General features: G+C 52.1%; 21 protein-coding genes. 12 read left to right on the top strand and 9 right to left on the bottom strand.

Annotation, left to right across the window (positions count from 1 at the left end):
• Positions 1 to 16: 16 nt before the first annotated feature.
• The 4 genes from F608_RS32365 to F608_RS0116845 form a co-directional block, all read right to left on the bottom strand.
• Positions 17 to 1282, bottom strand: coding sequence for an MFS transporter (locus F608_RS32365; protein ID WP_022666826.1), 1266 nt, complete (start codon positions 1280 to 1282; stop codon positions 17 to 19).
• Positions 1283 to 1458: 176 nt separating this feature from the next.
• Positions 1459 to 1722, bottom strand: a complete 264-nt coding sequence (locus F608_RS32360; RefSeq protein ID WP_033398511.1) for a hypothetical protein — start codon at positions 1720 to 1722, stop codon at positions 1459 to 1461.
• A 131-nt stretch (positions 1723 to 1853) separates the two neighbouring features.
• On the bottom strand, positions 1854 to 2795 hold the full coding sequence (locus tag F608_RS0116850) for an inorganic phosphate transporter (RefSeq protein ID WP_022666824.1): 942 nt from the start codon (positions 2793 to 2795) through the stop codon (positions 1854 to 1856).
• Positions 2795 to 3445 (bottom strand): DUF47 domain-containing protein, encoded by a 651-nt coding sequence (locus tag F608_RS0116845; protein WP_022666823.1) that lies wholly within the window; start codon positions 3443 to 3445, stop codon positions 2795 to 2797. The genes F608_RS0116850 and F608_RS0116845 overlap by 1 nt, the downstream gene beginning before the upstream one ends.
• Positions 3446 to 3702: 257 nt before the next feature.
• Here F608_RS0116845 and F608_RS0116840 point away from each other — a divergent pair, with 257 nt between their 5' ends.
• The 4 genes from F608_RS0116840 to F608_RS0116820 all read left to right on the top strand — a co-directional run bounded on the left by F608_RS0116840 (position 3703) and on the right by F608_RS0116820 (position 8517).
• Complete coding sequence (locus F608_RS0116840) at positions 3703 to 4272, top strand: cupin domain-containing protein (protein ID WP_022666822.1); 570 nt, start codon at positions 3703 to 3705, stop codon at positions 4270 to 4272.
• A 12-nt stretch (positions 4273 to 4284) separates the two neighbouring features.
• Positions 4285 to 5937 carry an AMP-binding protein gene (locus tag F608_RS0116835; protein ID WP_022666821.1) on the top strand — a complete coding sequence of 551 codons (1653 nt, stop codon included), beginning with the start codon at positions 4285 to 4287 and terminating at the stop codon, positions 5935 to 5937.
• A gap of 272 nt (positions 5938 to 6209) precedes the next feature.
• Positions 6210 to 7034 (top strand): EFR1 family ferrodoxin, encoded by an 825-nt coding sequence (locus F608_RS0116825; RefSeq protein WP_022666819.1) that lies wholly within the window; start codon positions 6210 to 6212, stop codon positions 7032 to 7034.
• A gap of 16 nt (positions 7035 to 7050) precedes the next feature.
• Positions 7051 to 8517, top strand: coding sequence for a sensor domain-containing diguanylate cyclase (locus F608_RS0116820; protein ID WP_022666818.1), 1467 nt, complete (start codon positions 7051 to 7053; stop codon positions 8515 to 8517).
• 177 nt (positions 8518 to 8694) lie between these two features.
• On the opposite strand, the gene F608_RS0116810 is transcribed toward F608_RS0116820, so the two are convergent.
• Positions 8695 to 9327 (bottom strand): PEP-CTERM sorting domain-containing protein, encoded by a 633-nt coding sequence (locus F608_RS0116810; RefSeq protein ID WP_022666816.1) that lies wholly within the window; start codon positions 9325 to 9327, stop codon positions 8695 to 8697.
• Between the two features lie 683 nt (positions 9328 to 10010).
• Entirely contained in the window at positions 10011 to 11243 is a 1233-nt protein-coding gene (gene rocD, locus F608_RS0116800; RefSeq protein ID WP_022666814.1) for an ornithine--oxo-acid transaminase, read from the bottom strand.
• Positions 11244 to 11327: 84 nt separating this feature from the next.
• Here rocD and gcvA point away from each other — a divergent pair, with 84 nt between their 5' ends.
• The 4 genes from gcvA (at position 11328) to F608_RS0116780 (ending at position 16688) form a co-directional block, all read left to right on the top strand.
• Positions 11328 to 12251, top strand: a complete 924-nt coding sequence (gene gcvA / locus F608_RS32355) for a transcriptional regulator GcvA (RefSeq protein ID WP_022666813.1) — start codon at positions 11328 to 11330, stop codon at positions 12249 to 12251.
• Between the two features lie 229 nt (positions 12252 to 12480).
• Positions 12481 to 13368, top strand: coding sequence for a phosphate/phosphite/phosphonate ABC transporter substrate-binding protein (locus F608_RS0116790; RefSeq protein ID WP_022666812.1), 888 nt, complete (start codon positions 12481 to 12483; stop codon positions 13366 to 13368).
• Between the two features lie 45 nt (positions 13369 to 13413).
• Positions 13414 to 15894 carry a bacteriohemerythrin gene (locus F608_RS34985; RefSeq protein WP_022666811.1) on the top strand — a complete coding sequence of 827 codons (2481 nt, stop codon included), beginning with the start codon at positions 13414 to 13416 and terminating at the stop codon, positions 15892 to 15894.
• Positions 15895 to 15920: 26 nt separating this feature from the next.
• On the top strand, positions 15921 to 16688 hold the full coding sequence (locus tag F608_RS0116780) for a DUF1638 domain-containing protein (protein WP_022666810.1): 768 nt from the start codon (positions 15921 to 15923) through the stop codon (positions 16686 to 16688).
• A 6-nt stretch (positions 16689 to 16694) separates the two neighbouring features.
• On the opposite strand, the gene F608_RS0116775 is transcribed toward F608_RS0116780, so the two are convergent.
• From F608_RS0116775 to F608_RS0116765, 3 genes are read right to left on the bottom strand one after another with little or no spacing between them, the layout of a single operon-like run.
• A complete protein-coding gene (locus tag F608_RS0116775) occupies positions 16695 to 19259 on the bottom strand; it encodes an ABC transporter permease (protein ID WP_022666809.1) in 2565 nt (854 codons plus the stop codon).
• Positions 19256 to 19915 (bottom strand): ABC transporter ATP-binding protein, encoded by a 660-nt coding sequence (locus tag F608_RS0116770; protein WP_022666808.1) that lies wholly within the window; start codon positions 19913 to 19915, stop codon positions 19256 to 19258. Before F608_RS0116770 ends, F608_RS0116775 begins: the two co-directional genes overlap by 4 nt.
• A 2-nt stretch (positions 19916 to 19917) precedes the next feature.
• Complete coding sequence (locus tag F608_RS0116765; RefSeq protein ID WP_033398765.1) at positions 19918 to 20550, bottom strand: arylesterase; 633 nt, start codon at positions 20548 to 20550, stop codon at positions 19918 to 19920.
• Between the two features lie 125 nt (positions 20551 to 20675).
• Between F608_RS0116765 and F608_RS0116760 the strand changes: the two genes are divergently transcribed.
• The 4 genes from F608_RS0116760 (at position 20676) to F608_RS0116745 (ending at position 26986) form a co-directional block, all read left to right on the top strand.
• Positions 20676 to 21878, top strand: coding sequence for an aldo/keto reductase (locus F608_RS0116760; protein ID WP_022666806.1), 1203 nt, complete (start codon positions 20676 to 20678; stop codon positions 21876 to 21878).
• 147 nt (positions 21879 to 22025) lie between these two features.
• Positions 22026 to 23282: an exonuclease SbcCD subunit D C-terminal domain-containing protein gene (locus F608_RS0116755; RefSeq protein ID WP_027362841.1), complete on the top strand. Its 1257-nt coding sequence runs from the start codon at positions 22026 to 22028 to the stop codon at positions 23280 to 23282.
• Positions 23283 to 23354: 72 nt separating this feature from the next.
• The gene (locus F608_RS0116750) at positions 23355 to 23735 is read left to right on the top strand and encodes a four helix bundle protein (RefSeq protein ID WP_022666804.1); all 381 of its coding nucleotides are present in this window, start codon (positions 23355 to 23357) and stop codon (positions 23733 to 23735) included.
• Positions 23732 to 26986, top strand: a complete 3255-nt coding sequence (locus tag F608_RS0116745; RefSeq protein WP_022666803.1) for an SbcC/MukB-like Walker B domain-containing protein — start codon at positions 23732 to 23734, stop codon at positions 26984 to 26986. The genes F608_RS0116750 and F608_RS0116745 overlap by 4 nt, the downstream gene beginning before the upstream one ends.
• Positions 26987 to 27000: the final 14 nt, after the last annotated feature.

The following is a 27000-nucleotide window of genomic DNA, read 5'->3' as shown; positions in this document are numbered from 1 at the left end:
AAAATCCTCTATTTTCTCAATCCCCTTTTTCTTCATGATTTTCCTCCTCGGTTTCCAGGCGGGGATCCATATGCATGGCAACCGTTGAGGTTTCCTGCATGATCACAAAATCCACCTGGTCTTCTGCAGGGACGATCTCCACCATTTCCCGCTGCCGGATCACCAGGGCTCCGGCTCCGAAAAGACCTGAAACGCAGAGATAGTAATAATAAAACCCGTAGGGTGACCCGTTCAGGTTCATAAATGTAGAGGCAAGAACAGGGCCGAGCACGGCCCCCAGGCCGAATGCCAGAAGAAGAGCCGAACTGACCTTGACCACGTCCTGGGGCTCAAACATATCATGGGCCCTGGCCACGGCCACCGGATAAACCGTGAAGATGAATCCTCCGAACAAGGTGGTAAGTCCCAGTAAAAGGGGAAAAGAATTTCCGGGAACCGCCAGGATAACGATGCAGATCCCGGAAACGATCAATGCCAGGGCGGGCAATACCAGGGAGCGGTCAAACCGGTCGGAAAAATTTCCCACGGGCCACTGGAAAACCAGCCCCCCCAGGACGGTGAGGGTCATGAACCAGGAAAGCCGGGAAACGTTCAGCCCGATCTGATGGGCAAATACCGGGCCCATGGTATAAAAGGCCGATGTCATCAGGCCGGTTGCAAAGCATCCCATGATCCCCAGGGGCGCTTTTTTTATAATGGTTTTGAGATCAATCCGTTCCGCTTTGGGCAGCTCGGGATGGATGGAATGGGTAAGGGCAATGGGAATGATGCTCAGCACCATGAGGATTCCCACGACCAGGTAGAGGGTCTGGGTCTCCACGTCCCCTGCATTCAAAAGTGTCTGACCGATGCTACCCCCCAGATAATTCATGATCATATAGATGGAAAATACCCTCCCCCGGATATCGGTGCCGGAACACTCATTGAGCCAGGACTCGATCACCATGAACAACCCCATATTGGAAATTCCTGAGACGAACCGAAGTCCGGTCCACAAAAAAGGGGAAAGATAAAGCCCGTGAACCATGACCATCACCGTGGTCAATGCGCAGAAAGCGACAAAGGAACGGATATGGCCCACCCGCCGGATCACGCGCTTACAGAAAAAGGTCCCGCAGACCAGGCCCATAAAATAGGCGGTTAAAATCACGCCGGTCGTCTGGGTGGAGATCCCCTCCATGGACAGCCGTAAACTCAGAAAGGTATTGAGAAGACTTAAACCGGTCATCAAGAAAAAGACCGAGGAGTACAATGCGATAAACAGCTTGAGAATGGGAAACATCAGACTCTTCCTTGTGAATATTTTCCTTTTAAACCCAGGGCTGGTCTGATCCAATTGACGGATGTTTTCAAATTGCACCGGACCGGTTTTCGGGTCGGCGGCAGGCCCCTGCCTCCGGCAAAACAGTTCAGGATAATAAACCGGCCGAATCCAGGTGTCAATCCGTGGGAATGGAATTATTTTTTTTCTGAAATTTGAACCGTGAACCGGTCCATGCAGTCAATGATATCCTCTGTCTGTCCTTCGTCGGCAGACCAGAAAACCTTTTCATCGGTTTTAATCTTCATCAGGCATTCCGGGAAAAAATCATAAAAATTATCCCTGATTTTCAATACCGTTACCCGCTCATCCGGATAGGCCGGATCAGGGCAATGCTCCACAATCTCCCACTCTTCCGGGATGCTCAGTTCCGCCTTTATGCTCACTTCAATGGTTTTCATTTTTCTCTCCCAAAGGGGGAGTAAATTCCCTGTGGTTTTCCCCGGATAACGCTCCCCTTTCCCGTGATCCTTACCGGAGTCATAGTTCAATTATCAAAAATTTTCAAGGGGATCTGATCCCTGCCGGATCTTTAGGGACCGACATACTCCAAAAAGGAGACGAAAACCATAAAAAGGGCCAGAGCGCAGGCCAGTACCGGGGTGAGGAACCAGGCCAGAAAAATCCCTTTCAGGGTTTTCAGACTGACCGTGGAGGTGCCTTTGATGATCCCGATCCCCAGAAGGCCTCCGATAATGGCCTGGGAACTGGACACGGGCACTCCGATAATCGTATAGATATGGATGGTGATGGCCAGGGAAATGGAAACCATGAGCGCTGAAAACGGGTCGAGTTCCACCAGCTTTTGACCGACGGTTTCCATGACATGCCTGGAAAAGGTCAGGATTCCCAGGGCAATGCTCACCCCTCCGATTAAAGCGGCCTGAAAAACGGTGAGCTTTCCGGCCCCCACAAACACGGCGGTGACATTGGCCACGTTGTTGGCTCCCAGGGCATAGGCCCCGTAGGAACCAAAGATCACAAAACCGATCTTCAGGAGCCGGTCGGATGTGAAAAGGCTGATCTCAAGCCTGTTGTAGAAAAAGGCCAGAACCTTGTAGACGGTAAAGCTGATCAAGGCCCCGCCCAGGGGGGTGGTAAACCAGCAGGCCAAAACTTTCCCGAGCCCGGCCAGGTTGATCTGATGGTTCATGATGCCGATCCCGATAATGGCTCCGATGACCGCCTGGGATGTGGATACGGGCCAGCCGGCCAGGGTCATGATGCTGACGCTCAAGGCCGCGGCAACGGATGCGATAACGGCCTGGGACAATTCAAAGGAGGTCAGTCCCTGGAGGGTTTCAATCCCGGCCCGGCCGGAAATCACAGCCCCGAGCACGACAAATACGGAGGCCAGAAAGGTGGCTGTCCAGAACTTTACCATCCTTGCGCCCACAGCTGTTCCAAAAACATTGGAGGCATCATTGGCCCCCAGGGCCCACCCCATGAAAATCCCGCCCAAAAGGGATAACATCAGACCCTCCGCTTCAGGCTCAGGATATTAATGAGCTTGGACACTTTGTCTGCCTGGTCCGATATATCCCCCACCTTGAGGATGAGTTCCTTGAGCTGGAGTTTGATAAAAGGATCGATTTCTGAATTAAAAACGTTCTGGATCAGTTTTGTTTCGATATGGTCGCAATAGCTTTCCCTTTCGTCAACCTGATTCATCAGATCCCGGATGCCGGTTTTCTTCTGTATCAGGCGGATCACCTGCCGGGGAAGGATGGTGCAGGCCTCAAGGCTGGCCGTGATCAATTCGCTGAAATCGGCGGCAAATGGTTCGGGGATGCTCAATTTCTGGTATTTGATCATGGAAAGAACGATTTCAAGGTTGCCCGGGATCTTGTCCACGGCAAGGATCAGCCCCATGATATCCTCCCTGGAATCCGGAATCAGAACCTTGCCGTACATGAGATTGTTGATCTCATTTTTAATGTCATCTGCCTTGGATTCGTACTTATGGGTCTGTTCCTGCAGAAAACTGAACTCTTCACAGGACGGCTCCCGGATGCAGGAAAACACAGCTTTCCTGAAATTCTCATAAATCAATTGAAAATTATCCAGGTAAGAGTAGATCAGCTCATTCACCTGATTTTCTTTTTTGAAAAAAAAATTAAACACATTGCCCCCTGTGGGATATTTATTTTAAACCTCAACCCGGAACCGGACCTGTCGGTCCGATGGACCCAGAGCCTTTTACAGACAATGGAACAGAAATGAGGATAAACCTGTTGAGGCAGCGTGTCAACGAATGAACATGATCTTGTTTCTAAAATAACGGCCGGAAACGGGAGCACCAGCCCCTGTCTGCAAAGAAATTTTGACAAAGCTCTCTTCCTATACTATAGAGAAAAATTTTGACCTTGTTTGGAGGAGTTATGGAAACCGGCAAAATCAGCCAGAGAATCAAATATTACATGGAAAAACGGGAAATGGACCTGTCGGATCTGGCCGGGGAAACCGGGCTTGATAAAGAGTTTCTCGACACCATGATCAAGGAGGAAACCTTCCCTCCCCTGGGCCCCCTGATGAAAATCGCCCGGGCCTTGGGGGTAAGACTGGGAACCTTTCTGGACGACCAGGACACAAGGGATCCATACATTGTCCGGCGCAGCGACCGGCAGGCTGAATTCAGCGTCCTGGCCGGGAAAAACAAACCTGCCGCCCTGAACTTCTACGCCCTGGGCAAGGGGAAAACCGACCGCCACATGGAGCCTTTTTTCGTTGAGATCCTGCCCGAATCCGCCAGGGAAAAGCACCTTTCTTCCCATGAGGGAGAAGAGTTCATCGCAGTGGTCTCAGGCAAAATCGAAGTCATCTACGGAAAGGAAACCCATGTGCTCCACGCCGGAGATTCGGTATATTATAATTCCATTGTCCCCCATTATGTATCCTGTGCCGGGGAAGAAAAGGCTGAAATCCACGCCGTGATCTACATACCGGATTAAAGGGAGGTATTCATGAACGCTGACATGGGATTACAGGAACTGACCCTGGGGGATTTGCTGGACCGGACCGTTAAAAATTTCCCGGACAACGAGGCCATTGTCTATGTGGACCGGAATTTCAGGCTCACCTTTCAAGAATTTTCAAACATGGTGGACGAAGTGGCCAAGGGCCTCATGGCCCTGGGGGTTCAAAAGGGTGAAAAAGTGGCCGTATGGGCCACCAATATCCCCTACTGGGTCACCCTCCAGTTTGCCACGGCCAAGATCGGGGCAGTCCTGCTCACGGTGAACACCAATTATAAAACCGCAGAACTGGAGTACCTGCTCCAACAGTCTGAAACCGAAAACCTGTTCATCATCGACGGATTCCAGGACACGGACTATGTGAATACGGTCTACGAGCTGGTGCCGGAGCTGCGATCCTGCCAGCGGGGAAGCCTTTCCAGTGAAAAATTTCCCCATCTCAAGCGGGTGGCCTTCCTGGGTCAGGAAAAACACCGGGGAATGTATACCATTCCGGAGATCCGTTCCCTTGCCGTGATGATCACGGATGAGGAGTACAATGCCCGCCAGGCCATCCTCTCCCCCCACGATGTGGTCAATATGCAGTATACCTCGGGCACCACGGGATTTCCCAAGGGTGTCATGCTCACCCACTACAATATCGGGAACAACGGATTCTGGATCGGAGAGAACCAGAAGTTCACGGCAAAGGACCGGGTCTGCCTGCCCGTGCCCCTGTTCCATTGTTTCGGCTGTGTCCTGGGAGTGCTGGCTGCGGTGAACCACGGCGCCTGCATGGTCATCCAGGAAGGGTTCGAACCCCTCCAGACCATGGCGGCGGTGGAGCAGGAGAAATGTACGGCCCTGTACGGGGTCCCCACCATGTTCATCGCCATTCTGGACCATCCCCTGTTCGATAAATTCGATTTTTCCTCTTTGCGCACCGGAATCATGGCCGGGTCCAACTGTCCGGTTCATGTCATGGAACAGGTCATCGACAGGATGCACATGACCGACGTCACCATCTGCTACGGCCTCACCGAAGCCTCACCGGTCATGACCTATACGAGAATCGGGGATGATATCCGGCTTCGTGTGGAAACCGTGGGCCGGGCCCTGCCCCATATTGAGGTTAAAGTGGTGGACCCGGAAACCGGACAGGAACTGCCCAGGGGAACCCAGGGAGAGGTCTGCTGCCGGGGATACAGCATCATGAAGGGGTATTACAACAATCCCGAGGCCACAAAAGAGGCCATTGACCCGGAAGGCTGGCTCCACTCCGGGGACTTAGGCGTCATGGATGAGGCAGGCTATTTGTCCATTACCGGGCGGTACAAGGATATGATCATCCGGGGCGGGGAAAACATCTATCCCAGGGAGATTGAAGAATTTCTCTACCGCATGGACGAGATAAAGGATGTCCAGGTGGCAGCGGTGCCCAGCCCCAAATACGGGGAAGAGGTCGGGGCCTTTGTCGTGCTCAAGGAGGGGGCCCGTATCGAGCCCAGCGATGTCAAGGATTTCTGCCGGGGAAAGATCAGCCGGTATAAAATACCGAGGTATGTCCTGTTTGTAACCGATTACCCCATGACCGCCTCGGGCAAAATCCAGAAGTACAAATTAACGGAGATGTCCGAAGAAATCTGGCCGGACCGGCGCTGATTCTCTGTCAAGCCGGCCGGGATGAAAAAGGGGGGAGAGGAAGTTTCCCTCTCCCTTCCGGAAAGAACCCTTTTATCCTCCCCTGAAATATGGATCCCCATTCTTTTTTTACTGGTTTTCGCCGTCCATCTATGCCATGTAAGAAAAGAGAATAAGAATCCATATCGTCAGTGTTTCGGCCTGGAAGAAAGGGACAACGATTTAAATCCAGGGGCAATGGATTCAAAAGTATTCTTTTTTACTCACAATGACTATTTCAAGGAGCAAATAAAATGAATCATAAAAGTACCACGCTCTTGTTCTTCAGCCCCACTGCCACCACAAGAACTGTCCTGGAAAAGATAGCCCAGGGCATGGGAAAACCTGTTGCAGAAGTCATTGACATCACCCGGCCGGATATCAGAAACCGGCCCGTACCCGATTTAACGGACCAGGTTCTGCTTATCGGGGCTCCGGTTTACGCCGGCCGCCTGCCAAAGGTGGCGGCCGATTATTTTAAAAACCTGAAATCTTCAGGGACCCCTGCTATTCCCCTGGTCTTATACGGCAACCGGGAATTTGAGGATGCCCTCCTGGAGTTAAAGGATATCCTTGACCGGGCAGGATTTTCATCTGTGGCAGCCGGAGCCTTTATCGGCGAGCATTCCTTTTCCACGGAGGATTTCAAGATCGCCACGGACCGGCCGGACAACCGGGATCTGGAAAGGGCATATGCCTTTGGACAGAAAATCTCGACCCTGATGGAAACCGCAGAAAAGGCCGATGACCTGGCTTCTTTCGATGTTCCCGGCAACTTTCCCTATAGAGAAAGAAAAAAAATGGGCCCTGTGGAGTTCATTGAAGTCAGCGATGAGTGTGACGAGTGTTCCACCTGTGTTGCAGTCTGCCCGGTCAACGCCATTGATAAAACAAAGGGGTATGCCACCCTGGACCCTATATGTATTCACTGCTGCGCCTGTATCAAGGCCTGCCCCCGGGGGGCCAGAATCATGAAAGAAGGACCGTTTAAAGATATTACGCGCTGGCTGTTTGACAATTATACCGCAAGAAAGGAACCCCAGGTCTTTTTCCCCGGTTCCGCCGGCCCCAGGGAGTAAAATCCAGGAAGTTTACATGATAAAAAAAAATCGTCTGATCTTTATCTTAAGCCTGGTTCTGATCACCGGGTTTCTCACCACCAGTCTGGCCAGTTTTTTTGTTTCCAGGGCATCCCTGAGATCCCAGATCGCCTACCATGAACTCCCCCTGACCAGTGACAATATCTATTCCGAGATACAAAGGGACCTGCTCAGACCGATCTTTATCTCATCCACCATGGCCAATGATACCTTTTTAAGGGACTGGGTCATCGGCGGAGAAGCGGATCCGGAAAGCATCACCCGGTACCTCAGGGCGATCAAGGATAAATACAATACCTTTACCGCCTTTTTCGTGTCCGACCTGTCGAGAATCTATTACCATGCCGACGGGATCCTCAAGACCGTCAAAGAATCCGAAGAAAGGGACCGCTGGTATTTCAGGGTTCGGTCCATGACCTCTGAAAATGAGATCAACATCGATCCGGACATGGCCAATAAAGATTCCATGACCATCTTTATCAACTTTAAAGTCCGCGACTATCTGGACAATTTCATCGGAGCCACCGGCGTGGGCCTGAGGGTCGGTGCGGTAAAAAATCTCATTGAACGATACCAGAACAATTACAATAGAGATATTTTTTTTATTGACCAGAAGGGAAACATCACCCTGACCGGATCAAAACCTTCATATAACTGTAAACACTTGAAAGAGATCCCGGGGATCTCATCCATTGCAGACAAGATCCTGTCGAACCGGGAAGGGTATTACACTTATAAACGGAATGGCCAGATGATTCATCTGACCAGCCGGTTCATCCCCGAATTTGACTGGATTCTGGTGGTGGAGCAGACCGAAGAACTGGCCGTGAAGAAGATCTTCAAGACACTCATGACCAACCTGGGCATCTGCGCCGTAATCACCCTGGTTGTTCTTTTGTTAATCAACCTGACCTTTTCATCCTATCAGAAACGGCTGGAAGAGATGGCCACCATCGATAAACTGACCGGGATTCTCAACCGCCAGGCCTTTGATCTGGTCATGGATGAAATCATAAAAGACATCCATAGAAAAGAGTATGTCTTGTCCGTGATCCTGTTTGATATTGATTTTTTCAAAGAGATCAACGATGAATTCGGCCACCTGGCAGGAGACGCCGTCATTCAGAATATCGTGGAGATTGCCCGGTCCAGGCTCAGGGAATCCGATGTTCTCTGCCGCTGGGGCGGGGAAGAGTTCTTAATCCTGTTAAAAGAGTGCAGCCTTGAGAATGCCTTCTCCCTGGCCGAGGGAATAAGAAAAGAGGTCGGGAAATCACCCACCCTTTATAAGGGAAAGAAGATCCCTGCCGCCATCAGCCTGGGCGTCTGCCGGTATCGGCCCAGCGAGGACAAGGACGCCATGCTCTCCCGGGTGGACAATCTTCTTTATGTTGCCAAGCAGAATGGCCGGAACCGTACCGAAAAAGAAGTTCCCCTTAAAATACTGGGGGAGAAAATATAAAAGCCTGGTCCGTTACTGACCCTGCTCAACCCTGAAAGGTGGCCGGACAACGAAGAGGTTTTCCTCATTTCCGGTCAACGATCGAGCTTGTAATGACCGGGAAGGAGAACAAAAAAAGCCGGCCCTGTATTTTCAAGGCCGGCCCTTTTCTGCTTAAAATTTTGGATCTGGATCAAACTAATTCAACTTTTTTCTCCTGCCGATTCCTGCAAGCCCCAGGAGACCGAGGCCGAACAGAAGCATTGTGGTGGGTTCCGGAGCATGGGCGCTGGGTTCAAGAGTTTGAGCCGTGCCATAAAGCCTTGAGTGATCCAGAGAAGCATCTGCGGTTCCAAGGAGATTTGAGACAGACAAGGTCACCTCAAGGAGCCCATCATCATTCAACCAGTCAACTCCGACAACCAGATCATACTGCCCGTTATCGACTTCCCCGATCTCTGTCCAGGCACCGTCATCAAAGACATATTCAACATATTCTCTAAAGTCCCATTTAATCAGGCCCCACAATAAACTACCGGCATCATCACCATCATCGTTGGTGAAATCCAGTTCCAGCCATGCTTCAGTAACCAGATCCCCTGCCGCCAAATCAACGGAATCGTTTATATCATGGGTATAAGAGAGCGAGTAGTTTTCACTCATATATACGGAATCCCAATAATGGGAGGAAGACTGAGACTCCCCATAAGATGTTCCGGTTAAGTTCCAATAATCAATCATGTCTTCAAACTCATAGGTTGATGCACCTGCACTCCCAGCAATATATAGGGTTAAAAAACATCCAGCCAACAAACTAAAAACCTTTTTCATACAATTTTCCTTTCCATGACAGCCGGTCGTCCGGTTTCTGTTTCGGACCCCAATGGCCTTCTCTTAAAATTTGTGATCGGTCCCTTCCATTTTCTTTGGACCTTTATGTTAGTTTTGGTTTGAATTTTCCTATACGTTTCTTTTACTGACAAGAAAATTCTTACTCTTATAAAATCCTACGGGAATGTCTGCAACTTTTGTACCTTGAACGAATATTTTTTATTCCCCATGGAACCCTTTGAATTATAAATATTTCTTTCCAGGCTGAGGAAATATAAACGCCAGCATTTATAACATTTTTTTCATAATATGCCAGGATTTTTTCACAAAATAGCACATTTTGTTCACATTATTACATTTTTATGGATCAATTCATGATATTTTTTCCATATTTTTATCTCAAGAATATATCGTTTAGAATTGTCGATGGAGGGAATGGGCTGTTTGGGTCCGGTCTGACAAAAAATCGACCCGGCCGGACAAGGAAACGGGTAATTCAGGAGGGGTCCCTGCCTTTCTGAAATAAACCGGCACCAGAAAAGGCCGGCTCTATTTGACGGGTTATCGGGATGGGGGTATCGATCCGGCAAGGGGGATTTGTGGACAGGAAGTTATCTCCTGTGACCCTGGAGAGCATACCTTCCGAACAATGACAAGGACTTCCTATAGACGGGATTGAATTTTTATATTTTTTCAAAGGCCTTGGCTATCCGCTCCACGGCCCAGTCGATGTCCTGTTTTTGAATCACCAGGGGCGGGGCGAACCGGATGGTATAGGTATGGGTTTCCTTGCAGAGAATGCCCATTTTTGCCAGAGATTCACAAATGGCCCTGGCGCCCCCCGGAGTTCCTTCATGAAGTTCAACGGCGATCATGAGACCTTTGCCCCGGATCTCCCGGATGGCCGGATGGTCGAGTTTTTTCAGTTCTTCCAAAAAATAGTCCCCCATCCTGGCGGCATTCTCAATCATGTTCTCTTCCTTGAGAACCTTGAGAGCGGCCCGGGCCACGGCACAGGCCATGGGATTTCCCCCGAATGTGGAGCCGTGCTGGCCGGGCTGGAGCAGCCCGAGAACCTCCTCGTTGGAAAGCACGGCCGAAACCGGATAAAATCCGCCGGACAGGGCCTTTCCGATGAGGGTGAGATCCGCCTGGATCCCCTCATGCTCCTCTGCCAGGAGTTTCCCGGTCCGGCCGAGGCCCGTCTGGATCTCGTCCAGGATTAGGAGGATGTTTTTTTGGGTACAGATCTCCCTGACCCTTTTTAAATACCCTTTTGGCGGGATGATGACCCCGGCCTCCCCCTGGATGGGCTCCACCAGAAAGGCCACGGTATTGGGGGTAATGGCCTTGTCCAGGGCCTCGCTGTCGCCAAAGGGGATGGTTTTGAACCCCGGGGTAAAGGGACCGAAGTTCTCTCGGGCGTTTTCATCGGTGGAAAATCCGATGATGGACAGGGTCCGGCCGTGGAAGTTGTTCTCGCATACGATGATCTCGGCCCGGCCATCGGCCACTCCCCTGGACTCATATCCCCATTTCCGGGCGCACTTGATCACAGTTTCCACGGCTTCGGCCCCGGAGTTCATGGGCAAAATCTTGTGGGAGTCTGTAAGTTCACAGAGTTCCTCGTATAAAAAGGCCAGCTGGTCGTTGCGGAAGGCCCGGGAGGTGAGGGTGAGCTTTTCAGCCTGGTCCATCATGGCCCGGCGGATCTTGGGATGGCAATGGCCCTGGTTCACGGCGGAGTAGGCGGACAGGCAGTCCATATATCTATTGCCCTCCACATCCCAGACCCAGATCCCCTCCCCCCGGCTGAGAACCACATCCAGGGGTTTGTAGTTCTTTGCTCCGAACCGGTCTTCAAGCTCTATATACTCTTTTGTTTTCATGAGTTTTCCCCATTCTTCTGATTTCATATAATTCTTGGAATTTCCCAAGTATTGCAGTATTAATCAGGTCGGTCAAATTATTTTAACACATTATAGGAATGAAAAAAACTCATGCCAAAACCCAAAGTCAATCAACTGCCCTCCCTCAACGGACTCAAGGCCTTTGAAACGGCGGCCCGCCTTTTAAGCTTTACCCGGGCGGCCCGGGAACTCAATGTAACCCAGGGTGCGGTCAGCCGTCAGGTCAAGCTGCTGGAGAAAGAACTGGACGTCATCCTTTTTCACCGGCGCCACCGTGCCCTGGCCCTGACCGAACAGGGGAGGCTCCTGGCATCGTCCCTGGCCCGGGCCTTTGATCTCATGGCAGAAGGGGTGACCCGTCTGAAAAATCAGCAGCAGGATCTGAACCTCAAAATTCATCCCACCTTTGCCATCCGTTGGCTGATCCCCAGGCTCCATCTTTTCCAGTCCCTATACCCGGACATCCGGGTCAGGCTGACCACATCCGGGGAGAATGTGGATTTCTCCCGGGAAAACTTTGACGCCGGCATCACCCATCTGGGAGAAGAGATCCCCGGGGTCACCCGGGAACCCATATTAAAAGAGCAGCTCATCCCCGTTTGCGCCCCAAGGCTTGTCAAAGAAGGGCATCATCCCCTTGCCGGGCCCGAAGATCTCAGGCACCATACCCTGCTCCACAACAGCCCGGATTATAAAGAATGGGCTGCCTGGGCCGACCAGACCGGAATCTCCGGACTTTCCCTGGAAAGGGGCCAGGTCTTTGAGGTGGACGACGCCGCTCTCCAGGCAGCCACGGCCGGCCTGGGAGTAGCCCTGGGTGATCTTTTCCTGGTCCGGGATGAGCTTGCCTCCGGGCGCCTCATCGCCCCCCTTGGATTGCCCCCCATCCGGACGGGAAACTACTATTTCTCGTGGCCCAACTTCAACAAAGAATCCAGGGGAGTCAGGATGTTTGGAGATTGGCTCATCAGCACCCTGAATCTCTCTGTCTCCGATTTTGAATCAATTGAATAAAAAAATATCCTGCTTGGGCACGGGAACCTAAAAAAGGCGATTTCCCACTTGCATCCTCTCAAGTTTCATGTATGCTAAATACTTATTACGCGATCAGAACAATCCTCTATACACCGGTGAAGCGAAATACGCAGTTCTCTGCATCCTGAAACCTTTTCCAGACCTGACCGGGCCCTGATCGCCGGATATGGTTCAATTCCTTTTTAACCCAATAAATGGAGTGACGGTTATGAAAAAATACATCTGCCCCATGATGATTGTTTTGCTCTTTTGGGTCTCCCAGACCGTTTTTGCTGCGGATACCTACAAAATTGGAGTCCTTGCCAAGCGGGGGCCGGTAAAGGCCCTGAAGATGTGGAAAAGCACTGGTACCTACCTGACTGAAAAAGTCCCGGGAACCTTTGAGGTGGTTCCCCTGGACTTTGATGCGGTGTTCCCTGCGGTGGAAAAGGGAGAGGTGGATTTCTTCCTGGTCAATTCCTCCATGTTTATCACGGCAAAGGTGAAATACGGGGCCAAGGCTGTTGCCACCATGATCAATTCCAGGCAGGGCAATCCTTTAAAATCATTCGGGGGCGTTATATTGACCAGTGAAGAGAACGACGAAATCAACTCCATAAATGATTTAAAGGGCAAAACCTTTGCAGCGGTGAAAAAATCATCTTTTGGAGGATGGCAGATGGCCTACATGGAACTGCTGAACCAGGGCATCGACCCATTTAAAGATTTTTCCAAACTGGATTTTGCCGGAAAACACGACAACGTGGTTCTGGCTGTTCAGAACGGGGCTTCAGATGCGGGAACAGTCCGCACAGACACCCTTGAAAGGATGGCTTCTGAAGGCATCATTGACATGGAGGAATTTAAAATCCTGAATCCACAGTCCCATAGCGGTTTTCCCTTTGTCTGCTCCACCGCCCTCTATCCGGAATGGCCCATGGCGAAAACCAAGGGCACACCAGATGCGGTTGTCCAGCAGGTGGTCTCCGCCCTCAAGCTGATCAAAGCCGGTGACCAGGCGGCAAAGGACGCCAAAATCGTCGGATGGACAGATGCCCTGGACTACCAGGGGGTGGAGGATCTTCAGATCAAACTCAAAGTAGGCGCCTATCAATAACCCTTGAATTAAATCCAATACTGCCCAAGCCGAGGAAATCAAACCATGGCAATTCAAGTCAATGAAAATTCAGCGCCCTTTCAAAAGGGCGCCAGTCTCTGGACAAAGATACTGGTCCCATTGACCGGCATACTTGCCCTTGCGCTTATAGGGCTGTCTTTGATCATTATCAAGTCCCAGGAATCTTCCCTGAACACCATGGGAAGCCGGATCCAGGACCTTCTGACGGAATCGGGCCGGACCGTGGGACACGATCTTAAAAAAATGGAAACCGACACAGGCAAGAACATGGCCGGGATGGCACAAACCGCCACCGACCTGCTGAGCCGGTCCACGGAAGAAGCGTTGACCCGGGAGAAAAAAAGCATTGAAACCGAGTGGATCAACACGGTCAGTGAGAATGCCGATTCACTGGCCTCACTCCTGGCCAGTGTGGCCCCGGCTGCCATCCTGAACAATGACTATTCCTCGTTGATATCCTATATCAAATCCGCAGGTTCCAATAAGAACGTGGTCTATGCCATGTATATGCGGCCTAACGGCAAACCTTACGTAAGATATATTGACCGGGAAAAAGAAAAAATAAAAACCTATATAGAAAAAGGAGAGGGAAAGAAAAAATACGAAAAAATCATCAACGCTTCCCAGAACGATCCGGATGTCTTTATCGTTAAAAAGGATATGATCCTGGAAGGCAAGGCCCTCGGCTACCTCCTGTTCTGCACCAGCAAGGCGGACATGAACGATAAAATCCGGAAAATGGAAGAGGATTTCCAAGGCCTGATCTCGAGGAATTCAGAGAAAGTCCAGTCGGTTCTGGAAGAGGAATCTTCAAAGGTGATTGCCAGCATCAATCAGATCATCAGTCAAGTCTCCCAGAATAACAACAGCGCAGTCAAACAGACTGCATCCAGCATATCCAGTTTCAGCACCAAGGTCAAAAACCACACCAAAAACAGAATCATGATATTCGGAGCCATCTGCTGCCTGCTGGTCATGGTCTGCAGTTTTCTGCTCTTAAGGTCCCTGATTCTCAAACCCATGGGCCGGATCACGGCAGGCCTGAGAAACATCGCCTCTGGAGAAGGGGACCTGACCCAGCGCCTTAGAATCAAGAACCGGGATGAGCTGGGAGAACTGGCCACATGGTTTAACGCGTTTATCGAGCGGCTCAACAATATCATCGTGGATATCGGGACCAATTCGGAAACCGTGACCGCGGCATCCGGTGAACTTCTCTCGGTTTCCGAACAGATGGCCGAAAGCGCAGAAGACCTCTCGGGCCGTGCCAATATGGTGGCCGGAGCCTCAGAAAAGATGAGTTCAAACATGAACTCTGTTGCAGCGGCCAGCGAGCAGGTCTCCACCAATGTGGGCATTGTGTCTGATTCCGCTTCCCAGATGCAGTCCGCATTCGAAGAGGTGGTCATGAACTGCGAACAGGCCCGGAATATTTCAGATGAAGCGGCAGCCCAGGCAGACCAGGCATCGGACCGGGTGGAATTCCTGGGCAACTCTGCCAGGGAAATCTCCAAAGTGACCGAGGCCATCACCGACATCGCCGAACAGACCAATCTCCTGGCCCTGAACGCCACCATTGAGGCGGCCAGGGCCGGGGAAGCCGGCAGGGGGTTCGCCGTTGTGGCCGGAGAGATCAAGGGCCTGGCCGGGCAGACAGCCCAGGCCACCAATGACATAAAGGCCAAGGTGACGGAAATACAGAATTCCACGGACAATACGGTCCAGGACGTCAAAAAAATATCAAAAGTCATCTTCAAGGTGAATGAGATCGTCACTCTGGTTGTGGCGGCCATGGACAAACAGTCGGCAACGGCCGCTGAGGTGGCTGAGAACATCGACCAGGCTTCCAAGGGCATCAACGAGGTAAACGGGAATGTGGCCTTAAGCTCCCAGGTATCATCAGAGATTACCGGGGATATTTCCGGTGTCACTTCAGTATCTGAAGACATGTCCCGGCGAAGTACCCAGATGAACCGGAGCGCCAAGGACCTGGCCGGTCTATCCTCAAAGCTCAGGGATATGATCAGCGTGTTCAAGGTATCCGCCACAGACGCAGGAATTGACCAGAGTTCGGATATCTCTGAACAGGATATCCCGGATCTCATGCCCTGGGGTCCCAAACTGGCCCTGAACATTCCTGAGATTGACGAACAGCATATCAAGCTCATCTCACTGATCAATCAACTGCACAAGGCCATGAAAATCAAACAGGGCCGGGAAAAATCAGGAGAAATCTTGGCCGGCCTTGCAGAGTACACGGTCTACCACTTCGGATTTGAGGAGGAGTTGTTTGAGAGGTACGCCTACCCTGGACGGGAAGAGCATTTGGCCATTCACAGGGAACTTGTAGATAAGGTCATGACCCTCAGAGAAGAGTTTGACCAGGGCAAGGCAACCCTGACCATGGATCTGATGACCTTTCTCACCGACTGGCTGAAAAACCATATCATGAAAACAGATAAGGCATATGCCCCTTTTTTAATGGAAAAAATGGAGGCTGAATAAAAAAATATGATTAAGGAGCCCCTCCCATGCCCCGACTCGGCATCGTTACCTGCCAGATATTGGAACTTGAATTTGCCCACCTTCTTTTGACGGACAGGGATGTTACAAAGATCTGGGGGATAGATGATGAATTTTCCCGGGAGCTGATCCGGATTCTGAAACATGGGAATCTTAAACCCGTTCACAGGATAACCAGAATTCAGGACTTTCAGCCCGACCCTGCCCGGGGCCTTGATGTGCTGGTCCGGGTCCTGCAGGTGGGGCTGCATTCCAATATTCCCAGGCTCCGCCGGGCTGTGGAAGACGCGGTCAGGGAAATGGCGCCTCTTGTGGATGGGGTTTTTCTGGGATACGGCCTGTGCGGCAACGCCCTGAAAGACCTGGATGGGCTTTTTTATGATATCTCCGTTCCCGTGACCCTGACCATGGATGACAAAGAGCCTGTGGATGATTGTGTGGGCCTTGTCATCGGCGGCAGGAAAAAGTATTACGAGCAGCAATGCCTGTGCGCGGGAACCATGTTCATGAATGCCGGGTTTTCAAGGCATTGGCAGGACATCATCACCATGGACATCCCTGAAAAACTGCACCACAAAAAAGAGAGAATCCTGGAAAAGATCATGGGCTCTTATCAGCGCAGCCTGCTCCTGCCCACTCCGGTGATGGAAGAAGATGAACTCCGGGAAAATTCAAGGGAATTCAACCGGACCTACCGGCTCAGGGTGGAGTCCCATCCCGGAACCCTGGAACTGCTTGAACGGGCATGGCAGACAGCCAAATCCGGTGGCCAATGAACCGGCTCAGGATCTAAAGGCTCCTCCCCCGGAGAGAAGGCTTAGGGGTTTGGTTTTCATGATTCTGTAGGCGGCGCCAAGCCCCGTGGCCATGCAGATGGCCGTGGACGACACCAGGATCAGGGCGGAAGATCCCAAATCAAAGGCCCAGAGACTGTCAAAAAAATACCCGGAAATTCCCAGGGAAAACCCGGTACTCAGGGCCAGGGCAAACAATCCGGCGGAAAATCCGATAAATCCGAATTCCACCAGGGTAATGGTGGAGAGGATCTGAAAATCCGCTCCCATGACCTTGAGCAGGTTGATCTGGGCCTCACTTTTCCGGGCCTCATGCCGGGCAATGGAAAAAACGGAAACCAGGCCGGCGGCCAAAGCCAGCCAGGCCATGAAACGGACGGACAGGGAAAGCCGGTCCGTAACGTCAAGTATGGTGGCCGCGGTCCGGGCCACGTCAATAACGGAGATATTGGGGAATCGGTCCACGATCCTGTTCTTGAGGTCCTCTCTTTGTTCCGGGGCCAGATTTGAGATGGTGGCAAGATAGGTCTTGGGGGCATCGTCTAATACCCCGTCCTGGAAAAGCATGAAAAAATTGGGCTGAAAACTTGCCCAGCGCACCCTGCGCAGATTGACCACCCTTCCTCTGAGGGGAATCCCCTGGACATCAAATCCCATGACATCCCCCATTTTCAACCCCATGCGGTCGGCAAATCCCTGTTCCATGGAGATCTCAAAGGGCTTTTCAGACCCGAAATCCCAGGGAAGATCGGACATGGGATTTCCCTGGACGATTTTTTCCGACGGATAAAGATCTTTGCGATGGGAAAAATTAAACTCCAGACGGAGCCCCCTGTTTCCGGTCTTCCGGTCTTTTCGAAAAAAGGGCTTGTCATTTACGGACAGAATCCTTCCCCGGACCATGGGGGAGATATGGGTCAGGTCTCCTTTTCCGGCCGCTATAAATTCCATGAGTGCTTTTTGCTGGTCCTCCTGGATATCCACCAGAAAGAAAACCGGGACCTTGAGTCCCTCGGGCCGCATGATCTCCGTTTCAAGTCCCTTCCGGACCTGGGGGATCACGGATATGAGAAAAATCCCCATGGCAATGGTCACAAAACAGGACAGAGAAGACCACTTGTTCCGGAACAGGTTTCTGAAGGCGATCCGGCCGGGCATGAATCCCATGCGGGCCGGGATCTTGCACGATAAAAAGATAAGCATGCCGGCCAGAAAGAAAAATCCCAGGGCAAGGATAAATCCCAGGGAAAAAATCATGCCTTCCCAAAAGGATCCGGATGTATACGAGGCCGTAAAGAAAAGGGCCAGGATCCCCGGAACAGATGAGACCACAGCCCAGAGCCTGGCTCTTTTCATGCCGGCTTTGCCGGCAGAGCCGGCCCGGAGCAGGGTCAGGGGTTTGATGGTGAAAATCCGGGCAAACAGGGGAAGGCAGAAGACCAGGCTTCCGGCCATGCCCAGTCCCAAAGCCATCCCTATGGCTCTCGTATCCAGAGCGATTGTAAGCCCTGCCGGCATCAGTCCCTTGAAAATCACGGGAAAGGCCGGAAGAAGAAAAATGGAGATCAGTGCGGCCAAAAGAGAGGCCAGGCTGCCCAGGACCATGAGCTGGAAACTGATGAGCAGATAGATTTCCCGGCGGACCCCTCCCATGCTCATGAGGATGGCCGTCTGTCTGGATTTAAGATTCAGAAACCCACGGAACAGGTAGGCAGCCGCCATTCCGGCCAGAAAAAGGGCCACGATACTGACCAGGCCCATGTACCGGGTAAAATACCGGGTCAACCGCCCCAGGCGGCGGTTGACGTCCCCCGGGCCGAATACGTTGATCCGGGGCTGACCCTGGCTCAGTTCAAAAAATCCCTCCTTAAGTTCCCTTGCCTTTTCCTGGATATGAACTTCCCGGTTGAACCGGTAAAAATACCGGTACCGGATCCGGCTCCCGAATTGAACCAGGCCGGTTCCCTCCAGTTGATTCAATCCCATATAGATCTTGGGGGCCAGCTCGAATTCCGTCAAAGAGGTATCCGGGTCATCCCTGAAAAAATCCCGGATAAAAAAATTTTTATGCCCCAGCCTCAAAACCGGTTCTTTACCGGCAAGGTTCTGAATGCCCAGCGTCCGGGCCGTGTCCCGGGTCATGAACAGCCCCGGCCGGGACTGGACATCTCCGGGCCTTGCATCCCCTTCAAAGGCAAAGGCCCCGTAGAGGGGATAAAATTCATCCATGGCCATGACCCGGACCATCCTGGCCCGGTCCCCTCCCCTGACCATGGTAAAAAAGGTGACCAGCCTGGCCCTTTGGACATCCTTTCCCAGAACCTGTCCGGCCAGGTCCAGATCCGCCGGGGTCAGGGGGGAGTTGGCTGCCAGGACCAGATCCGCCTTTAGGATCTCCTTGAGATTTTCATCCATGTGGCGGTTGAGGGAAAAGCTAAAGGACTGGATGGCAATGAACCCGGCCAGACCCAGGGAGAGGTTTAAAATAAAGAACAGGGAAAAACTCCTGGCCTTGATCAGCTCCCGGAGACCCATTCCAAGCCAGAATTTCAAGACAATATCCCCTTATCCAGGTGGAGGACCCGGCTGCACCGGCCTGCCAGTTCCCCATTATGGGTCACCAGAACCAGGCTTTTGCCTTCCTGTTTGGCCAGATCAAACATGAGGTCGGCAATGATCTCTCCGGTCCGGGTGTCCAGATTGCCCGTGGGCTCGTCCGCCAGAACCAGGGAGGGGTTGGTGACCAGGGCCCTGGCAATGGCCACCCGCTGGCATTCCCCGCCGGAAAGCTGCCCGGGCAGATGGTTTTTCCGCTTGGTCAGTCCGGTCTTTTCCAGCATATCCAGGGTCCGCTCCCGGATATTGCCGGCCTTGAGAATCTCCAGGGGCAGGCTGATGTTCTCCTGGGCGGTCAAATGGGGCATGAGGTGGAACTGCTGAAAGATGATCCCGATGTTCCCGGCCCTGAACCGGGCCAGCCGGTCCTCGGCCATGGAGGAGAGATTCTGTCCGTTCAGGACCACCTCGCCTTGATCCGGAAAATCCAGCCCGGCAATGAGGGAGAGCAGGGTGGTCTTGCCCGACCCGGACTGACCGATGATCGCCCGGGTCTGGCCCGCTTCCATTGAAAAACCCACCTCTTTGAGCACCTCGATCCGGGCGGAACCCGGCAGAGAAAAAGACTTGTGAATCCCCCTGACCTCAAGCATGTTCACCTCCTTTGAATCTCTTCCAGGATAAAGGGGAGGACCGTCCGGGCGATGATCCGGTGCCCCTCTGGATTGGGGTGGATCCCGTCTGCCTGGTTCATACCGGCCACCCCTCCCACACCTTCCAGGAGAAAGGGAATCAGGGGAATCTTATGCTTATCCGCCAGGGTCGGGAACACCAGTCTGAAATCCCGGGCATACCGGGGTCCGTAATTGGGCGGGACTTCCATGCCGGCCAGGATGACATCCATCCCCTGCCCCCTGGCAAATTCAAGGGTCTTTCCCAGATTCTCCTCCATCTTCTCCGTGGAAAGTCCCCGGAGACCATCATTGGCCCCCAGGGCCAGGACAAGGATATCGGGTTCCGCCCTCCGGAACCACTTGAGCCGGGACAAACCACTGGCCGTGGTGGAACCGCTGATACTGCCGTTGATGACACTCACCCCGTCGATCCCTTTGGCTTTGATCATTTCATCCACCAGGGCCGGATAGGCCTGGCTTGGCTCCACCCCCAGTCCGGCTGTGATGGAATCTCCCAGGAACAGGATCTTTATGGAAACTTCTTCCCGGGCTTCCAAGGGTGAAACACAAATCAAAAACACAAATAGAATAAAATTTAATACTATTTTAACCATATGAATCTTTTCCAGCTTTTCTCGCTGATTCAGTTTTTCCTGCTTTCCCACTGATATTGACTTATAAGCACGACTCGATTAAATTCAATTCCATCAACCCCAAAAAACATATCCAAGGAGATACCATGCTGTACCGGAAAATGCCAAAATTAAAAGAAGAATTATCCGTCCTGGGATTCGGGTGTATGCGGCTGCCCGTGAACAAGGACCGGACCATTGATGAAAAACGGGCCATTGCCCAGATCCGGCGGGCCGTGGACAAGGGGGTCAACTACATTGACACGGCCTGGCCCTACCATGGGGGCAAAAGCGAACCCCTTGTGGGCAAAGCCCTGGAAGAAGGGTACCGGGAAAAGGCCAATATCGCCACCAAACTGCCCTCCTGGATGGTCAGGGACCGGGAGCATATGGATTTTTTCCTCAACGAGCAGCTCAAGCTGCTGAAAACCGGACAGATCGATTATTATCTGATCCACAACCTGGCCGGCCCGGTCTGGGAAGACCTCATGAAAAAAGATATTCTGGATTTCATTGACAGGGCCAAGGCCGACGGCCGGATCAGAAACGCAGGATTCTCCTTCCACGGCCATATTGACGATTTTAAAACCATCGTGGATGATTATCCCTGGGAATTCTGCCAGATCCAGTACAACTATCTGGACGAGGTTCACCAGGCCGGAACCGAAGGCCTGAAATACGCGGCGGCCAGGGATCTGGGCATCGTCATCATGGAGCCCCTGCGGGGGGGCAATCTGGGACTGCCAAAACCGCCGCCGGATGTGGATAAGATCTGGAAGCAGGCGGATCCGGCCCGTACCCCGGTGGAATGGTCCCTGCGATGGATCTGGGACCACCCCGAGGTCACGGTGGTATTGTCGGGGATGAACGAGGAAGCCCATATTGAAGAGAACCTGAAAATTGCCGGCCAGGCCCTTCCCGGCTCCCTGACACAAAAGGAAAAAGACCTGGTCAAACAGGCCTCGGATACTTATAAGCGCCTCATGAAGGTGGGCTGCACCGGATGCGAGTACTGCAAGCCCTGCCCGGAAGGGGTCAATATCTCGGCAGCCTTTGAGGTGTTCAACAAGTATCATCTCTTCAAGAACCTGGAAGAGGCCAAATTCATGTATGCGGCCCGGTGCGGCGGAATCTTCTCCAATACGGACCCGGGCTGGGCCTCCAGCTGCATCCAGTGCGGGGAATGCCTGGAAAAATGTCCCCAGTCCATCCCCATTCCCGACATGCTGGAGGAAGTGGTCCGGGACCTGGAAGACGATCAGCTCCAGAACCGCCTGGAACAGGTAAAGAAGATGCTCAATATGGAGTAAGGAGCTGTTGAACCCTGAGCCGGCCGTATGGGAGATCATCCCCGGGCCGGTTCTCTTTTCACGGAGATCCGGGCGGAGGCGATCGGCGTCTCCAAGGCTTCCACAAAAAATCTCTCCCATCATCTTGGTTTGAGGAATTTGAAACCCATGAAAATCCTGCACACATCAGACTGGCATCTGGGCCGCTCCCTTTACGGACGGAAAAGATACGATGAGTTTTCTTCATTCCTGGACTGGCTGAGCACGACAATACAAGATGAAAAGATCGATGTCCTGCTCATTGCCGGAGATATCTTTGATACGGGGACGCCGGGCAACCGGGCCCAGGAACTTTACTATCGGTTCCTCTGCAGGGTTTCAGATTCATTCTGCCGTCATATCCTTGTCATTTCAGGCAACCATGACTCCCCTTCCTTTTTAAATGCCCCCAGAGAACTCCTCCGGGCATTGAAGGTCTACGTTGTCGGCTCAATCACTGAACATCCGGAGGATGAAGTGATCGTGCTCAAGGATGAAAAGAATCTTCCCCAGGCAATTGTCTGCGCAGTTCCCTATCTCCGGGACAGGGATATCCGGATTGTTGAGCCCGGGGAAACCATTGAAGACAAGAACAGAAAACTGGTCCGGGGCATTCAGGAACACTATGCCGAGGTCGCCGCCATTGCGGAAAAAAAGCGCAAAGCCCTGCTTCAACAATCAAACATCAAAAATCCACAATCCCAGATTCCCATCATTGCCATGGGCCATCTTTTCACCGCCGGCGGTGAAACCGTTGACGGAGACGGGGTAAGAGAGCTCTATGTCGGTTCCCTGGCCCATGTGGGCAAGGAGGTATTTCCCCTGTCCATCGATTATCTGGCCCTGGGACACCTCCATGTGCCCCAACGCGTCGGAGGAGCCGAACATATCCGCTATAGCGGCTCCCCGATTCCCATGGGCTACGGCGAAGCCGGACAGACCAAAAAAGTGGTCACCATTGAATTTAACGGAGCAGCTCCTCTGATTCAAGAGCTGAGAATTCCCTGTTTTCAACCCCTGGAGAGAATCGTGGGTTCCCTTGACGACATTCTTTCAAAAATTGAACGGCTGAAAACGGAGAAAAGCACGGCATGGCTGGAGATCGAATATACCGGAGCAAAGATCGTCGGAGACCTCCGGGAAACCCTGGAAGAGGCCCTGGCAGATTCTGTCATGGAGATCCGGCGGATAAAAAACAAAAGGCTGACTGACCGGGTCATCCATGCCATTCAGGAAAACCAGACCCTGGATGATCTGGATGTAAACGATGTCTTTGAACGCTGTCTGGATGCCTTTGATGTTCCGGATGAGGACCGGGTTGAATTGACCGGTTCTTATAAGGAAATCGTTAAAGACTTGCTGGAGGAAGATGTGAATGAAGTTTGATTTTTGATTGAGAATTTTTGATTTGGAGAAAACCCATGAGAGCATTCATAAATCCTGCTTCTGAAATCAAACATGAAAAAGGGAATTTGGGGTTTGAAAGGGCCGGAACTAAAAAATAGAACAAAGCCGTTCGCGTTGAGAATCATGAAATCAATCGATGCATTACCCAAAACCACATCTGCCGATACGATTGGACGGCAAATTATCCGGTCTGCCACATCTGTTGGTGCCAATTACAGGGCAGCATGCCGGGGCAGATCAAAAGCGGAATTTATAGCAAAGCTTGGCGTTGTTGCAGAAGAAGCGGATGAAACCTGCTTTTGGCTTGAGCTGATTATCGAAGGTGGATTACTGCCCAAAGAAAAAGTGGAGCCGTTACTCAAAGAGGGGGATGAATTGACTGCAATATTTGTATCTTTAGTCAAGACCTCCAAAGGCAATCAAAAATCATGAAGATCCTCGAACTTAGATTCAAAAACTTAAATTCTCTCTACGGGGAGTGGTTCATTGATTTCACAGACCCGGAATATATAGCCAACGGCATCTTTGCGCTGACCGGCCCCACCGGTGCGGGGAAATCGACCATTCTCGATGCCATCTGTCTGGGGCTCTACGGGGCAACCCCCCGGCTTGGGAAAATCACAAAAAGCGGCAATGAGATCATGTCCCGGCAGACCGGGGAATGCTATGCCGAGGTGATGTTTGAATCCCAGGCCGGCAGATTCCGCTGTCACTGGGCACAGCACCGGGCCCGGAAAAGAGCAGACGGGAACCTGATTGACGCCAGGCACGAAATCAGTGATATGGAGACGGGAAAGCCCATTGAGACCAAAAAGAGTCTGGTACCGGGGGTTATTGAAGAAAAAACAGGCATGGATTTCGACCGGTTCACCCGGTCCATCCTGCTGGCCCAGGGAGGGTTTGACACATTTCTCAAAGCCGATGTGGAACAGAAATCCAGAATACTCGAACAGATCACCGGTACGGGGATTTATTCGGAAATCTCCCGGCGTGTCCATGAGCGGCAGAGGGATGAACGGGAAAAGCTGAATCTTTTACAGGCAGAGACTTCCGGTATCGCAATTCTTGAACCGGAGCAGGAAAAAGAGATTCAAAAGGATCTTGAAAACAAACAAGAACAGGAGATCCGGCTGGCCGCCCAAAAAAAAGAGATCCAAAAGGCCGTTACATGGCTGATCCATCTGGAGGAATTAAAAAAAGAGATCCGCTCCCTGTCAGAGGAAACAAAAACGATTCAAACCGAAATCAAGGCATTCAAACCCGAAGGGGAAAGGCTGGACCGGGCACTGAAGGCCGCCGAATGGGAAGGCAGATATGCCACACTTGCAGAGATCCGCAAACAGCAAACCCAAGATCAGGCGGCCCTGGAAAGGGAAAAAGAGAGACTTCCTAAGCTGGAGGAGGACTCGGAACAGCGGGAAAAAGCATTGGCCGCCGCTGAACAGAAGACCCTCAAGGCCAGGGCAAAACTAAAACAGACGGCCCCGCTGATCCAGAAAGTCCGCTCCCTTGATCTAAAACTTGCCGAACAGGAAAAGGCTCTCTTTGAAGGAGAAAAGAGCTGTAAAAAAGAGGCGGCCAAAATTGAATCCCACAGAGAGCTTGAACACAGGGAAAAGGAAAAGCAGATCCAGGCCCGCAGGGATTTGGAGCTTGTGGAGCACTACCTCAAAGATCACTCCCAGGATGAATGGCTGCTGGGAGGCCTGGCCGGAGTTGAGGAACAGCTGAACCGTATCCTCTCCAGGCAGGAAGAGATCCGGCAGAAGGCAATTGAACGGGAACAGGCCGGAACCGCCCTGGAACAGGCAACCAAGAAACTCAGAAATTCCGAAAAACAATTCAGGAACCAAAAAAAGGAACTGGACCAGGCTGCCAGGTCCCTCCTTCAGGGAAAAGATGTTTTAAGGAAACTTCTTGGCAACCGGATGCTGCGTGAATACCGCAGCGAAAAAGAGACCCTTCTCAGGGAGATGGCCTTTCTTGCAAGAATCGCAGAACTTGAAGTTCATCGCAGCCGCCTGGAAGACGGAAGGGCCTGCCCCCTTTGCGGCTCCAGAGAACACCCTTTTGCCCAGGGAAATGTTCCTGTGCCGGATAAAACGGAAAAAAAAATTGAAGCCCTCTCTGAACGGATCCGGAAGGCCGAGGCCCAGGAGGCGGCCATTAACAAACTTGAAACCGATGAAAGCGAAGCCCGGAATCATCTGACCGAGAGTGAAAAGCACCAAACCGCCGCAGCCAATGAAAAACAGACGGCTCAAAAGCACCTTTCCGACCTGACAAAAAACTTGAATATTGCCCGGGCCGGCTTTGAAGAGCTGAAAAAGGCCGTATCCGTCAAACTGCTGCCCCTGGGGATCGACCGATTCCCTGAGGATGTCCCCTCCCTGGTCAGATCCTTGAGGGATCGGCTGGAAAAGTGGCAGGTTCAGGTTAAAAAAAGGGGAGAGATAGAAAAGAGGATCTTTGAATCAGAGGGAGAGGTAAAGCGGCTGAATGCGGTGATTGAAACCCAGGCCGTCGCCCTGGCGGAAAAACAGAAGGCATTGGAGTCCATCAGAAAGGAGTGGGATGACAGCCGAAGGCAGCGACGGGAACTGTACAAAGATAAAGATCCCGATATAGAAGAACTGGGGTTGAATAAAGGGATTGACCATGCCGAGGCAGCCGAAAAGCAGACCCGGACCCTGAACGATGAGGCCCGGCAGAAATTGAATTCCGCAAAGACCCGTTTTGTTTCCCTGGAAGAAGGAATCCTACAGAGAGAATCTGAACTTGAAAAGCTTGAAAAGGATTTTTCCGCCTCTATTCAATCGGCAGGGTTCTTCGATGAAAAAGAATTCCTTGCGGCCCGGCTTGGGGGAGATGAACGGGCCCGGCTCACGGCCAAGGCAAAGGATCTGGATGACCGCCGGACAGATCTCAGGGCCAGGCAAAAAGACCGGGAGAATCGTCTGGCCATGGAAATTGCCGGAAAAATAACGGACAAGACGCGAGGGGAACTTGAACCCGAGCTGGAGAAATCGGAAAAAGAGCTGGAGCAACTCAGGGATGCCATTGCCGGTTTGAAGCATACCCTTTTCGAAAACAAGGCCGCCCGAGAGAGGATAAAGGAAAAACAGGCCTTAATCCAGGCCCGGAAAAAAGAGTGCCTGCGCTGGGAAAAACTGCACGGTCTCATCGGATCTGCCGACGGAAAAAAATACCGGAACTTTGCCCAGGGCCTGACATTCGAACTCATGGTAGCCCATGCCAACCGGCAGCTTGAAAAGATGACCGACCGGTATCTGCTGATTCGGGATGAGAATCGGCCCCTTGAGCTGAACGTCGTGGACAACTACCAGGCCGGCGAAATCCGGTCCACCCAAAACCTGTCCGGCGGTGAAAGCTTTATTGTCAGCCTGACCCTTGCCCTTGGACTCTCAAAAATGGCCAGCCGCAAAGTCAGGGTGGATTCCCTTTTCCTGGACGAGGGCTTCGGCACCCTGGATGACGAGGCATTGGAGACAGCCCTGGAAACCTTGTCCGGTCTGCACCAGGATGGAAAACTGATCGGTATCATCTCCCATGTTTCCGCCCTGAAGGAGAGAATCGCCACCCAGATCACCGTACAGCCTATCACCGGCGGGAAAAGCGGCATCATTGGTCCGGGGTGTCAAAAAGCCGTGAACATGAACTAGAAGGGAACCGGTGA

The sequence above is a fragment of the Desulfospira joergensenii DSM 10085 genome, from assembly GCF_000420085.1.
GTDB lineage: Bacteria > Desulfobacterota > Desulfobacteria > Desulfobacterales > Desulfobacteraceae > Desulfospira > Desulfospira joergensenii.
The sequence above is the reverse complement of the archived record's forward strand: the minus strand, read 5'-3'. Positions and strand labels throughout refer to the sequence as shown.